The sequence below is a fragment of the Mesorhizobium sp. M7A.F.Ce.TU.012.03.2.1 genome (assembly GCF_004006095.1).
Lineage (GTDB): Bacteria > Pseudomonadota > Alphaproteobacteria > Rhizobiales > Rhizobiaceae > Mesorhizobium.
Genome location: NZ_CP034779.1, coordinates 4,265,865 through 4,279,580 on the forward strand (window position 1 = coordinate 4,265,865; position 13,716 = coordinate 4,279,580).

General features: G+C 63.9%; 11 protein-coding genes. All 11 read left to right on the plus strand.

What is annotated here, in order from left to right; all coding sequences use genetic code 11:
• Positions 1–39: 39 nt before the first annotated feature.
• Positions 40–1,494 (plus strand): UDP-N-acetylmuramoyl-L-alanyl-D-glutamate--2,6-diaminopimelate ligase, encoded by a 1,455-nt coding sequence (locus tag EJ079_RS20845; protein WP_127399080.1) that lies wholly within the window; start codon positions 40–42, stop codon positions 1,492–1,494.
• Positions 1,491–2,948, plus strand: a complete 1,458-nt coding sequence (locus EJ079_RS20850; protein ID WP_127809990.1) for a UDP-N-acetylmuramoylalanyl-D-glutamyl-2,6-diaminopimelate--D-alanyl-D-alanine ligase — start codon at positions 1,491–1,493, stop codon at positions 2,946–2,948. Before EJ079_RS20845 ends, EJ079_RS20850 begins: the two co-directional genes overlap by 4 nt.
• 19 nt (positions 2,949–2,967) lie before the next feature.
• Entirely contained in the window at positions 2,968–4,050 is a 1,083-nt protein-coding gene (gene mraY, locus EJ079_RS20855) for a phospho-N-acetylmuramoyl-pentapeptide-transferase (protein ID WP_013530954.1), read from the plus strand.
• An 8-nt stretch (positions 4,051–4,058) separates the two neighbouring features.
• Positions 4,059–5,459 carry a UDP-N-acetylmuramoyl-L-alanine--D-glutamate ligase gene (gene murD / locus EJ079_RS20860; protein WP_127397483.1) on the plus strand — a complete coding sequence of 467 codons (1,401 nt, stop codon included), beginning with the start codon at positions 4,059–4,061 and terminating at the stop codon, positions 5,457–5,459.
• Positions 5,459–6,610 carry a putative lipid II flippase FtsW gene (gene ftsW / locus EJ079_RS20865; RefSeq protein ID WP_127270939.1) on the plus strand — a complete coding sequence of 384 codons (1,152 nt, stop codon included), beginning with the start codon at positions 5,459–5,461 and terminating at the stop codon, positions 6,608–6,610. The genes murD and ftsW overlap by 1 nt, the downstream gene beginning before the upstream one ends.
• A 1-nt stretch (position 6,611) precedes the next feature.
• Positions 6,612–7,739, plus strand: coding sequence for an undecaprenyldiphospho-muramoylpentapeptide beta-N-acetylglucosaminyltransferase (gene murG, locus EJ079_RS20870; RefSeq protein WP_127809991.1), 1,128 nt, complete (start codon positions 6,612–6,614; stop codon positions 7,737–7,739).
• Positions 7,736–9,142 carry a UDP-N-acetylmuramate--L-alanine ligase gene (gene murC, locus EJ079_RS20875; protein ID WP_023813140.1) on the plus strand — a complete coding sequence of 469 codons (1,407 nt, stop codon included), beginning with the start codon at positions 7,736–7,738 and terminating at the stop codon, positions 9,140–9,142. The genes murG and murC overlap by 4 nt, the downstream gene beginning before the upstream one ends.
• Positions 9,139–10,104 carry a UDP-N-acetylmuramate dehydrogenase gene (gene murB / locus EJ079_RS20880; protein ID WP_127809992.1) on the plus strand — a complete coding sequence of 322 codons (966 nt, stop codon included), beginning with the start codon at positions 9,139–9,141 and terminating at the stop codon, positions 10,102–10,104. Before murC ends, murB begins: the two co-directional genes overlap by 4 nt.
• Before the next feature lie 446 nt (positions 10,105–10,550).
• The gene (locus tag EJ079_RS20885; protein WP_127809993.1) at positions 10,551–11,477 is read left to right on the plus strand and encodes a D-alanine--D-alanine ligase; all 927 of its coding nucleotides are present in this window, start codon (positions 10,551–10,553) and stop codon (positions 11,475–11,477) included.
• Positions 11,465–12,406 (plus strand): cell division protein FtsQ/DivIB, encoded by a 942-nt coding sequence (locus tag EJ079_RS20890; RefSeq protein WP_127809994.1) that lies wholly within the window; start codon positions 11,465–11,467, stop codon positions 12,404–12,406. The genes EJ079_RS20885 and EJ079_RS20890 overlap by 13 nt, the downstream gene beginning before the upstream one ends.
• On the plus strand, positions 12,403–13,710 hold the full coding sequence (ftsA, locus tag EJ079_RS20895) for a cell division protein FtsA (protein ID WP_127328878.1): 1,308 nt from the start codon (positions 12,403–12,405) through the stop codon (positions 13,708–13,710). Before EJ079_RS20890 ends, ftsA begins: the two co-directional genes overlap by 4 nt.
• Positions 13,711–13,716 lie beyond the last annotated feature (6 nt).

The window sequence follows — 13,716 nt, forward strand, 5'->3', positions numbered from 1 at the left end:
GGCAACAGCGCGCTATTTTGTTGCGGTGAACGGGACTCGATGAAGCTCAGAGATCTAGCCGGTATCCTGCCCGTCGAGGGAATAGCTTCCGTCGATCTGGAGGTTACAGGGATTTCTTCGGATTCCCGCCAGGTAAAAGCGGGTGTTGTCTTCTTTGCGCTCGCGGGAACCAAGGCCGACGGTGCCGTTTATGCCGCCGACGCCGCCGCGCGCGGTGCGGCCGCGATCGTAGCGGGCAAGGGCAGCACCGTTGCCGGGCTGTCGGTCCCGGTATTGGCAGTCGACGATCCGCGCCTGGCGTTGGCGCTGAGTGCGGCCCGCTATTTCGGCAAGCAGCCTGAGATAATGGTCGCGGTGACCGGCACCAGCGGCAAGACTTCGGTCGCGGCTTTCACCAGGCAGATCTGGGAGCAGTCCGGTTATGCCGCCGCTTCGATCGGCACCACTGGCGTAGTGGCGCCTGGGCGCAACGACTATGGCTCGCTGACGACGCCCGATCCAGTCGCCCTGCATCAATTGCTGCGGGAATTGGCGGATGCCGGCGTCACCCACGCCTCGATGGAAGCCTCCAGCCATGGGCTCGACCAGCGCCGTCTCGACGGCGTGAGGCTGGCGGCCGGCGGCTTCACCAATCTCGGCCGCGACCATATGGACTATCATCCGACCATCGAGGACTATCACCGCGCCAAATTGCGCCTGTTCGACGCGCTGCTGCCGAAAGGCGCACCGGCCGTCATCTTCGCCGACGATCCATGGTCGGCACCGACTTTTCAGGCGGCGCGGGCCGCCAGGCTCGAAGTGCTGACGGTTGGCCGCCATGGCGATTTCCTCAGGCTGAAGCGGGTTGAGCATGAACGCCATCGCCAGCGGGCCGAGGTCGAGGCCGATGGCATGCTCTACGAGATCGACCTGCCGCTGGCCGGTGATTTCCAGATTTCGAACGCGCTGGTTTCGGCGGGTCTTGCCATTTCCACGGGAACACCTGTCGCCAAGGCCTTGCTGGCGTTGGAGAAATTGAAGGGCGCGCCGGGCCGGCTCGACCTCGTCGGCACCACCGGCAATGGCGCGCCGGTCTATGTCGATTATGCCCACAAGCCCGACGCGCTGGAAAACGTGCTGGCCTCGGTGCGCCCATTCACGACCGGCCGCGTCATCGTCGTGTTCGGCTGCGGCGGCGACCGCGACCGGGGAAAAAGACCGATCATGGGCGAGATTGCGACGCGGCTTGCAGATGTTGTCATCGTCACCGACGACAATCCGCGCTCCGAAGTGCCGGAAACGATCCGCGCCGCTATTTTGGCCGCCGCCCCCGGCGCCATCGAGATCGGCGACCGGCGCCAGGCGATCCACGAGGCGGTCGCCATGCTGCATGCCGGCGACACGCTGATCGTGGCCGGCAAGGGCCACGAGGAAGGCCAGACGATCGGCTCCGAAACCTTGCATTTCTCCGATCACGAGGAAGTTCGCGCGGCACTTACGGAGCGTGCCGCATGAGCTTGCTGTGGACCTGCGAGGCGCTGGTTGCCGCCATGGACGGGCGGCCGTTGGGGCCGATGCCGGAAGGCATTTCCGGCATTTCGATCGACAGCCGCAGCCTGCAGCCGGGCGACGCCTTCTTCGCCATCAAGGGCGAGGCGATGGACGGCCATGATTTCGCCACCGCCGCCATCAAGGCCGGCGCCGGCGTGCTGGTGGTGGCCGAAGGCAAGCTGCCGTCGCTCGGCCGGCTGACGGCGCCGATTATCGTCGTCGAGGACGTGCTGGTCGCACTGGAAAAGCTTGGAGTTGCGTCGCGCGCCCGCTCGAGCGCGAAAATCATCGCTGTGACCGGTTCGGCCGGCAAGACCACGACCAAGGAAGCGCTGCGCCATGTGCTGCAAGCCGTCGGCAAGGTGCACGCCTCGGCGCAGTCCTTCAACAATCACTGGGGCGTGCCGCTGACCTTGGCGCGCATGCCTGATGATTGCGACTATGCCGTATTCGAGATCGGCATGAACCATCCCGACGAAATCCGGCCGCTGGTAAAAATGGTGAGGCCGCATGTCGCCATCGTCACCATGATCGCGGCGGCGCATCTCGGCTTTTTCCGCAATCTCGACGAGATTGCCAAGGCCAAGGCCGAGATTTTCGAAGGGCTGGAGCCCGAGGGGGCCGCCATCCTCAACCGCGATGATGCGCGCTTCAAGCTGCTCGACAAGATGGCCCATGCCGCCGGTGTCGAGCACGTCTACGGCTTCGGCGAGAATGCGCGCTCTACCTTCAAGCTCACCAAATGCGAACTGCATGCGGATCATTCCGACATCATCGCCAGGATCGGCGGCCACGAAGTGGCGGCGCGGATCGGCGCGCCCGGCCGCCATATGGTGCAGAACGTGCTGGCGGTGCTGGGTGCGGCGCATCTGGTCGGCGCCGATCTCGACAAGGTGGCTTCAGCACTGGCCGATCTTTCGGCCGAACGCGGGCGCGGCAAGCGCCATGTGCTGCGCCATCCCGGCGGCTCGACTTCGAGCTACCCAGGTGGACTGATCACGCTGATCGACGAAAGCTACAACGCCAATCCGGCATCGATGGCTGCTGCCATGGCATTGCTCAACGCGACGCCTGTGACGGGCGAGGGCCGCCGCATCGCCGTGCTCGGCGACATGCTCGAACTTGGCGACCACTCGGCCAAGCTGCATGCAGCCCTTGCCGATCTCATCGTCAGCTCGGGCACGCAGACCGTCTTTCTCGGCGGCCCGGAAATGCGGGTGCTGGCAGAAGCGCTGCCGGCTGAGATCAAGACGGAATACCGCGCCGGTGTCGAGGAGTTGAAGCCGGTGCTGCTTGCCGCGCTCAAGCCGGGCGACGTGGTGATGATCAAATCGTCGAAGGGCATCGGCTTTGCAAAACTGGTCGATGCGCTGCTGGGCAAATTCCCGGCTGAATCGACAGCCAGAAAACAGACCTAGGTCGGGGGACGAAAAGCGCATGTTTACACTGCTCGTCGATTTTGCGGACAAGGTCTCGGTCTTCAATGTCTTCCGCTACATCACCTTCCGCACCGGCGGGGCGCTGATCACGTCGGCGCTGATCGTCTTCATCTTCGGGCCGACCATCATCAATTCGCTGCGGCTGCGGCAAGGCAAGGGCCAGCCGATCCGCGCCGACGGACCGCAGACGCATTTCAAGAAGGCCGGCACGCCGACCATGGGCGGACTGATGATCCTGTCGGGCATTATCGGCTCGTCGCTTTTGTGGGCCAACCTGTCGAGCATCTATGTCTGGGTGGTGCTGCTGGTGACGCTGGGCTTCGGCTCGATCGGCTTCTACGACGACTATCTGAAGGTGACCAAGCAGTCGCATCTCGGCTTTTCCGGCAAGGCAAGGCTGGCGCTTGAATTCGTCATCGCCGGCATCGCCGCCTGGGTGATCATGCACAATGGCCAGGCGCCGTTCTCTTCGTCGCTGACGTTTCCCTTCGCCAAGGAATTCATCGTCAATCTCGGCTGGTTCTTCATTCCGTTCTCCTGCTTCGTCATCGTCGGAGCAGGCAATGCTGTGAACCTCACCGACGGTCTGGACGGGCTGGCGATCGTGCCGATCATGATCGCGGCGGCCTCCTTCGGCGTCATCGCCTATCTCTCGGGCAATGCGGTATTCGCTGAATATCTACAGATCCATTTCGTGCCCGGCACCGGTGAACTGGCGGTCGTGCTCGGCGCTGTCATCGGCGCCGGCCTCGGCTTCCTCTGGTTCAACGCGCCGCCTGCGGCGATCTTCATGGGCGATACCGGCTCGCTGGCCATGGGTGGCCTGATCGGCACCGTCGCGGTCGCCACCAAGCACGAGATCGTGCTGGTCATCGTCGGCGGATTGTTCGTCGTGGAAATCCTGTCAGTCATCATCCAGGTCGGCTACTTCAAGATGACCGGCAAGCGGGTGTTCCTGATGGCGCCGATCCACCATCATTTCGAAAAGCTCGGCTGGACCGAAAGCCAGGTGGTGATCCGCTTCTGGATCATCGCCGTCATCCTGGCGCTGGTCGGCCTGTCGACCCTCAAGCTGAGATAGGAAGCCCTTTGATCCCCGCCGCATCCTTTTCAGGCAAGCGCGTTTCCCTCTTCGGGCTCGGTGGCTCGGGGATTGCGACGGCGCGCGCGCTGATCGAGGGCGGCGCGGACGTGCTGGCCTGGGACGACAATCCCGAAAGCGTTGCCAAGGCCGCTATTGCCGGTATTGCGACCGCTGATTTGCGCGGCGCCGACTGGGCGAAATTCTCGGCTTTCGTGCTGTCGCCGGGCGTCCCGCTGACGCATCCCAAGCCGCATTGGACGGTGGAGCTGGCGCGCGGTTCAGGCGTCGAGATCATCGGCGACATCGAGCTTTTCTGCCGCGAGCGGACGCTGAGCGCGCCAAATTCGCCTTTCATCGCCATCACCGGCACCAACGGCAAGTCGACGACCACCGCGCTGACCGCGCATATCCTGAAGGCCGCGGGACGCGATACCCAGATGGGCGGCAATATCGGCCGCGCGGTGATGACGCTCGATCCGCCCGAGCCCGATCGGCACTATGTGGTCGAATGCTCGTCTTACCAGATCGACCTCGCGCCCTCGATCAATCCGACGGCGGGCATCCTGCTTAACCTGACGCCCGATCATCTCGACCGCCACGGCACCATGCAGCACTACGCCGCGATCAAGGAGCGGCTGGTGGCCGGCAGCGAGACGGCGATCGTCGGCATCGACGATTCCTGGTGCGCGCAGATCGCCGAGCGGCTGGAGCGGGCGGGGCGGCATGTCACCCGCATTTCCAAGCGCCTGCCACTGACGGACGGCTATTTCGCCGATGGCACCAATCTGATGGAAGCGGTGCACGGCCGTTACAGCCGCGTCGCCTTCCTCGAAGGCATCGGCTCGCTGCGCGGCCAGCACAATGCCCAGAACGCGCTGGCGGCGGTCGCCGCTTGCCTCAAGGTCGGACTGGAGCTTGGCGAAATCCAGTCGGGGCTGGAAAGCTTTCCCGGCCTCGCTCACCGCATGGAGCAGGTCGGCCGCAAGGACCATGTGCTGTTCATCAACGATTCCAAGGCGACCAATGCCGATGCGGCAGCACCCGCGCTATCCAGCTTTACGCGCATCTACTGGATCGCCGGCGGCCTGCCCAAGGAAGGCGGCATCGAGCCGTTGCGCGGCTTCTTTCCGCGCATCGCCAAGGCCTATCTGATTGGCGAGGCGGCGCCGGCCTTTTCGGCGACGCTGGGCGAGGCAGTTCCCTACGAGATCTCAGGCACGCTGGCCGCCGCGGTCGAGCACGCCGCGCATGATGCCGCTAAGGACGACAGCGGCGAGGCGGTGGTGCTGCTGTCGCCGGCCTGCGCCAGTTTCGACCAGTTCAAGAATTTCGAAGTCCGCGGCGAAGCCTTCAGGCAAGCTGCGGATGCTATCGAGGGTGTGAAACCCATCGGAGGGGCACGATAATGCAAAGCCGTCTCGACAAAAGCCCGGTGGCAACCTGGTGGTGGACGATCGATCGCTGGTTCCTCGCGGCGTTCCTGTCGCTGATGGGGCTCGGCATCGTCTTGTCCTTCGCCGCCAGTCCGGCGGTGGCCGAACGCATCGGCCTCGACAGTTTCCACTTTGCCACCAGGCAGATCATCTTCACCGTGCCGGCGCTCGGTGTGATGCTGGCAGTTTCCTTCCTCGATTCCAGGCAGATCCGGCGCATGGCGCTGGTCATCCTGTGCCTGATGCTGGTGCTGATGGTGGCGGTGCTCTACATCGGCGTCGAGGTGAAGGGTGCGCGCCGCTGGGTGTCGCTTGCCGGCCTGTCGATCCAGCCGTCGGAATTCCTGAAGCCGGCCTTCGTCATCATGTGCGCGTGGCTTTTCGCCGAGCACAAGCGCCAGCCCGATATTCCGGGCAATCTGTTCGCCATGCTGCTGCTGGTGCTGGTCGTGTCGCTGCTGGTGGCACAACCGGACCTCGGCCAGACCATGCTGACGACCGGCACCTGGGGCATCATGTTCTTCATGGCCGGGCTGCCCTGGCTGTGGATCGTCGCGCTGGGTGCGGCCGGCGTCGGCGGCGTCTTTGCCGCCTATACGGTGTTCCCGCACGTTGCCCTGCGTATCGACAAGTTCCTCACCGGCGAGGGCGACACGTTCCAGGTCGACATGGGGCGCGAAGCGCTGATCAATGGCGGCTGGTTCGGAGTCGGACCGGGCGAGGGCACCGTCAAGCGCGTCATCCCCGACAGCCATGCCGACTTCGTCTTCTCGGTCGCGGGCGAAGAGTTCGGGCTGATCATGTGCTTCTTCATCATGTCGATCTTCGCCTTCATCGTTCTGCGCGGCCTCAACACGGCGCTGAAGGAGCATGACGATTTCACCCGCTACGCGGTCGGCGGTCTCGTCACCGTGTTCGGCCTGCAGGCGGTCATCAACATGTGCGTCAACCTCCAGCTCGTGCCGGCCAAGGGCATGACGCTGCCGTTCATCTCCTATGGCGGCTCCTCGCAGATCGCCATCGCCATCTCGATGGGCATGGTGCTGGCGCTGACACGCAAGCGGCCGGAAAAGCGCAAGCAGGTGGGCTTTGGCCTGTCGCAACGCGCCGTGCCGGCGGAGTGATATGGCCAGAGGCGTCATCCTTCTCGCGGCAGGCGGCACCGGTGGGCATCTTTTCCCGGCCGAGGCGCTGGCGCATGAGTTGAACGAGCGCGGCTGGTCGGTGCATCTGGCGACCGACGACCGTGCGGAGCGTTTCGCCGGCCATTTTCCGGCCGCCGCCGTCCACCCGATCCAGTCGGCGACGATGGGCTCGAAAAACCCTTTTGCCCTGCTTGGTGCCTTCTGGAAAATCTGGCGCGGCGTGCGCCAGGCTTCCGCCGTCATCGGCAGGATTAAGCCGGATGCCGTCGTCGGCTTCGGCGGCTATCCAACCTTGCCGCCGCTCTACGCGGCGACACGGCGCAAGGTGCCGACGCTGATCCATGAGCAGAACGCGGTGATGGGGCGCGCCAACCGGGCGCTGGCCGGCCGTGTCGATGCCATCGCCGGCGGCTTCCTGCCGCAGGACACCAGTGCTGCCGGTGTGAAGACGGTGACGACAGGCAATCCGGTCAGGCCGGCCGTGCTGGAAGCGGCCAGGATGAATTATGCGGCATCGACCGGGGAACAGCCGTTCCGCCTGCTGGTGTTCGGCGGCAGCCAGGGCGCCCAGTTCTTTTCCGATGCCGTGCCGGGAGCCATCGCGCTGCTTTCCGACGCACAGCGCAAGCGGCTGGTGATCACCCAACAAGCGCGCGCGGATGACGTGGCGCGGGTCAAGGCAGCCTATGCCGCGCTTGGCGTCGCCGTCGAGGTCTCGCCCTTCTTCACCGACATGGCGCAGCGCATGGCGGCTGCGCACCTGGTGATCTCGCGCTCCGGCGCCTCGACCGTCTCGGAGATCGCCGTCATCGGCCGGCCGGCGTTGCTGGTGCCTTACCCCTATGCGCTCGATCACGACCAGGCGGCGAACGCGGCGGCCCTTGCCGCTGCCGGCGGCGGCGAAGTGCATCCGCAATCCTCGCTCTCGTCCGAACGCATCGCAGCGCTCATCGGCGAGCTGATGGAAGACCCCGATCGGCTGACGGCGATGGCGGCGGGTGCGAAATCGGCCGGGAGGCCGGACGCGGCACGGTTGCTCGCTGATCTTACAGAGGCTATTGCGTCCAAAAAAACCGTTTCGGATTTCAGGAAGAGGACGCAAGCATGAAGATGCCGCAGACCATCGGCCTTGTGCATTTCATCGGCATTGGCGGCATCGGCATGAGCGGCATTGCCGAAGTGCTGCACAATCTCGGCTACAAGGTGCAAGGGTCCGACCAGGCCGAAAGCGCCAATGTGCAGCGGCTGCGCGACAAGGGCATCGAATGCTTCGTCGGCCATAGGGCCGAAAATCTCGGTGATGCCGAGGTGGTGGTCGTCTCGACGGCGATCAAGAAATCCAATCCAGAGCTAAAGGCCGCGCGCGAAAAGCTGCTGCCGATCGTGCGCCGGGCCGAAATGCTGGCCGAACTGATGCGCTTTCGCCAGGCGGTGGCGATCGGCGGCACGCATGGCAAGACGACGACGACCTCGATGGTGGCGACCTTGCTCGATGCCGGCGGGCTCGATCCGACCGTCATCAATGGCGGCATCATCAATGCCTATGGCACCAATGCGCGCATGGGCGACGGCGAATGGATGGTGGTCGAGGCCGACGAGAGCGACGGCACTTTCCTGAAACTACCGGCGGAGATCGCGGTCGTCACCAACATCGATCCCGAGCATCTCGATCACTATGGCAGCTTCGACAAGGTGCGCGAGGCGTTCCGCCAGTTCGTCGAGAACGTGCCGTTCTACGGTTTTGGCGTGATGTGCACCGACCACCCCGAGGTGCAGGCACTGGTCAGCCGCATCGAGGACCGCCGGGTCATCACCTATGGCGAGAATGCGCAGGCCGACGTGCGCTTTACCAATCACCGCATGGCAGGTGCCATTTCGGAATTCGACGTGGTGATCCGCGACCGCAAGACAGGCGGTCAGACTGTCATAGCAGGCCTGCGCCTGCCGATGCCCGGCCGCCACAACGTCTCCAACGCGACGGCAGCGATCGCGGTCGCGCATGAGCTCGGCCTGTCGGCCGAGGCGATCAAGAAGGGCCTGTCGTCCTTCGCCGGCGTCAAGCGCCGCTTCACCCATACCGGTTCGTGGGACGGCGTCGAAATATTCGACGATTACGGCCACCATCCGGTCGAGATCTCGGCGGTGCTGAAGGCGGCGCGCAGCGCCACCCAAGGTCGCGTCATCGCCATTGCCCAGCCGCATCGCTTCACCCGGCTGCATGATCTGTTCAACGAGTTTTCCACCTGCTTCAACGACGCCGACACAGTGATGGTGGCGCCGGTCTACGCGGCCGGCGAAGAGCCGATCGACGGCGTCAGCTCGGACGCGCTGGTGTCGCGCATCCGCGCCGGCGGCCATCGCGACGCACGCTACATCGAGGGTCCGGCGGCGATCGCGCCCGTCATCCGTGATCTGGCAAAGCCGGGTGACTTCGTCGTCTTCCTGGGCGCCGGCAACATCACCCAATGGGCCTATGCATTGCCCAAGGAGCTTGGCGGGACCGTCTCATGATGCACGGCCAGGCCCTGATCGACAGACTGGGCGACCGGCTTGCCGGCCTGCGCGGCCGCCTGACGCCGAACGCCGAGATGGACAAGATCACCTGGTTCCGTGCAGGGGGTCTGGCTGAGGTGCTGTTCCAGCCGGCCGACGAGGAAGATCTTGCGGTGTTCCTGAAAGCCGTTCCCGAAGAGATACCACTGACCGTCGTCGGCGTCGGCTCGAACCTTCTGGTCCGCGATGGCGGCATCGAGGGCTTTGTCATCCGCCTTTCGGCCAAGGGCTTCGGCGAGGCCGAGGTGATTTCGCCGATCAGGATCAAGGCGGGAGCCGCGACCCCCGATAAGCGCGTCGCAGCGGTGGCGCTCGAGGCCGGCATTGGCGGCTTTCATTTCTACCACGGCATTCCGGGTGCAATCGGCGGTGCGCTGCGGATGAACGCAGGCGCCAACGGCGTCGAGACGCGCGAGCGGGTCGTCGAAGTGCGAGCGCTCGACCGCAAGGGCAATGTGCAGACGCTGAGCAATGCCGATATGGGTTACGCCTATCGCCATTCGGCGGCGCCTGCCGGGCTGATCTTCACCTCGGCCGTGTTCGAGGGCTTTGCCGAGGACAGAGCGGCGATCAAGGCGGCGATGGAGGCCGTGCAGAGCCATCGCGAGACCGTGCAGCCGATCCGCGAGAAGACCGGCGGCTCGACCTTCAAGAATCCGGAAGGCACGTCGGCCTGGAAGGAGATCGACAGAGCGGGCTGCCGCGGCCTGATGATCGGCGGCGCCCAGATGTCGCCGATGCATTGCAACTTCATGATCAACACGGGAACCGCGACCGGCTACGACCTAGAATATCTCGGCGAGACGGTGCGCACGCGGGTGCTGGAGAATTCCGGTATCCGGCTGCAATGGGAAATCAAGCGCATCGGCAATTTCCGGCCGGGACATGCGGTTCAGGAGTTTCTCGGGCAGCTCCTTTAAGGTGTGTTGATATTCAGGTGATGCCGGCCTGCAAACGACGGCTTCCTGCGCTTCCGGTGCTCACGTACTTTGAGTACGCTCCGCTCCGGTTCTCGAAAGCCATCGTTTTCGACTCGGCCTGACCTGAATCTCAACACACCTTCGCGCGAGTTGAAGTTCATGTGATGCATGAACTTTAACACGGCCGACACGGTCCGCGACCGTTGCCGCAAAGACTCAACGACACGCTTTTCGCATCCATTTTCTCAGAAAGTGAATCTCTCGGAATCGTAAGCACTTGCCAGTGAATCAACTCTCTGATTCTCTGCTCGAAAGCGTTTCCTGATTTGAGTCGTTCGACGCGTTTTCAGCGTTTTCCGTCTGGGGGGGCAACCTGCCGGGAGACTCTGACTCAATGTTGCGGAAAATCTGGTTTTGGTCCGCCGTGAGAGAGGGGATGCCGGGGAATGAAAAACAAGCATGTGGCCGTCCTGCTGGGTGGTTTTTCGTCCGAGCGGCCCGTGTCTCTTTCGTCGGGAAAGGCTTGTGCCGATGAACTCGAGAAGGAAGGCTACCAGGTCACCCGTGTCGACGTCGGGCGCGATGTCGGCTCCGTGCTTGCCGAGCTCAAGCCCGATGTTGCCTTCAATGCGCTGCATGGCCCTTTTGGCGAGGACGGCACCATTCAGGGCATCCTTGAATATCTCGGCATTCCCTACACCCATTCCGGCGTGCTCGCTTCGGCTCTGGCCATGAACAAGGAGCAGGCCAAGCGGGTTGCCAAGTCGGTCGGCATCCTGGTCGCCGAATCGAAGGTCGCCAGCCGCTTCGCCATCCAGAGCAAGCATCCGATGAAGCCGCCCTATGTGGTCAAGCCGGTCAATGAGGGTTCGAGCTTCGGTGTCGTCATCGTGCATGAAGGCCAGTCGCATCCGCCGCAGGTGATCGGCTCGTCCGAGTGGAAATATGGCGATACCGTCATGGTCGAGCGCTACATCCACGGCAGGGAGCTGACCTGCGCGGTGATGGGCGATGTGGCGCTGGGGGTCTGCGAGATCATCCCGACCGGCCATTCCTTCTATGACTATGATTCAAAATATGTCGCCGGGGGATCAAAGCACGAATGCCCCGCAAAAGTTTCACCGAATATTTACCAAAAAATACAAACACTGGCGCTCAAGGCTCACCAAGCGATCGGCTGTCGTGGCGTTTCCCGTTCGGACTTCCGTTACGACGATCGTCATTCCGAAAACGGCGAGATTGTCTGGCTCGAGGTCAACACCCAGCCGGGTATGACGCCGACGTCCTTGGTGCCTGAAATCGCCGCCCAGGCTGGGCACTCGTTTGGCGATTTGTTGAGTTGGATGGTGGAGGACGCTTCGTGTCTGCGTTGAAATGGAGACAAGGTTGGGAGAGGGGCGCGGCGGGGCCGGCGCTGTTCGGCCTGCCATTGTCGTCGGGCCATTTCGTGCTGCCGCGCATGCTGCGCCGCCCGGTGCGCATTCTGGCGCGCCTGGGCGTCGGGGAATTCCAGGTGCCGCGCTTTTCCGCGGCCATGATGTCGGCCGTGCTGATTTTATCGAGCAGCGCCTATGGTGCCTATCTCGGCGGTCATGTCGAGGGTATCGTGCAGAGCATCACCGCCCGTACCGGCTTTGCCGTCGATCAGGTCAAGGTGGTCGGCAATCGCCAGACCTCGGAAATCGACATACTCGACAGGCTTGAACTCGACGGTTGGACGTCGCTGATCGGCTTTAATGCCGAGGCCGCGCGGGAACGAATTGCGACATTGCCGTGGATCGAGGTCGCGGCCGTCCGCAAGGTCTACCCGCATACTCTGGAAGTGCGCGTCGAGGAGCGTGAGGCTTTCGCGCTCTGGCAACAGGGTGACGCGCTTTCGGTCATCGAGCGGAATGGCGCCATGATCGCGCCGTTCTCGGGCGGCAAGCAGGCGCTCCTGCCGCTGCTGATCGGCACCGGCGCGCCGGCGAGCGCGCCCGATTTCCTGGCCAAGGTCGAGAAATATCCCGAGCTCGCGAGCCGGATCAAAGGTTATATCCGTGTTGGCGAACGGCGCTGGGACCTGAAGCTGGACAACGGCATCACCATCAAGCTTCCCGAGGATGACGAGGAACAGGCGCTCGCCGAACTCGTCAAGATGGATCATGACAATGGCTTGCTGTCGCGCGACATCGCCGCCGTCGACATGCGCCTGACGGACCGGCTGGTCGTGCAGTTGACGGCGGAAGCGGCGACGCAGCGCGAAGCCGCCCTCAACGAGAAACCCAAGAGCCTGAAGCGGAAGCCGGAGACGAAGATATGAGCTGGCTTGGCGGTCCTGGCGATGCCGCGTCGCGCCGGTCCGGCACCCTGACGGTGCTGGATGTCGGTTCGAGCAAGGTCTGCTGCATGGTGGCCAAGCTGAAGCCATGCGATGACGGCAAGCTGCTGCGCGGCCGCTCGCACCGGATCCAGGTGATCGGCATCGGCCATCAGAAGTCGCAAGGCGTGAAGTCGGGTGTCGTGGTTGACCTCGATAGGGCGGAACATGCCATCCGCCTTTCCGTCGACGCGGCCGAGCGCATGGCCGGGCTGACGGTCGATTCTCTCATCGTCAACATGACCGCCGGCCGGCTGAAGAGCGAAGCCTTCTCCGCCACCATCAATCTTGGCGGCCACGAGGCCGACGAGGCCGACATCAAGCGCGTTCTCGGTGCTGGCGCCAAGCAGGCGCTGAAGGCCGAGCGCGAGGTGATCCATTCGCTTCCCGTCGGTTTCTCGCTGGATGCCGAACGCGGCGTGCGCGATCCGCGCGGCATGGTCGGCGACGCCCTCGGCGTCGACATGCATGTGCTGACCGGCGACGCCGCGCCGATGCGCAATCTGGAGCTTTCCATCAACCGTTCGCATCTGTCGGTCGAGCGCATGGTGGCGACGCCCTATGCCAGCGGCCTGGCGGCCCTGGTCGACGACGAGCTGGAAATGGGCGCGGCCTGCATCGACATGGGCGGCGGCACGACGACGATCTCGGTGTTTTCGGAAGGCAGGTTCGTCCATGGCGACGCCATCGCCATTGGCGGCAACCATGTCACGCTGGACATGGCTAAGGGGCTGTCGACCTCGCTCGATGCCGCCGAACGGCTGAAGGTGATGCATGGCTCGGCACTGCCGGGCAGCGCCGACGACCGCGACCTGGTCTCGATCCAGCCGATCGGCGACGACGGTGACGTGCCCTTGCAGATCCCGCGCTCGGTGATGACGCGCATCGTGCGCGCCCGCATCGACGAGACGCTCGAACTGCTGCGCGACCGGCTGAACAAGTCCGGCTATGGCAATGCAGTGGGCAAGCGTGTGGTTCTTACCGGCGGTGCCAGCCAGCTTGCCGGCCTGCCGGAGGCGGCGCGCCGCATCCTGGGACGCAATGTGCGCATCGGCCGCCCGCTCGGCGTGGCCGGCCTGCCGGAAGCGGCGAAGGGGCCGGCCTTCTCGGCTGCGGTGGGGCTTCTGATCTATCCGCAGATGGCGAGCTTCGAGAGCCATCCGGCGAAAGGAATTTCCGGTCTCAAAATGACCGGAACGGGCGGAAAACTGCATCGCATGAGTCAGTGGTTGAGAGACAGTTTCTAAAATTGA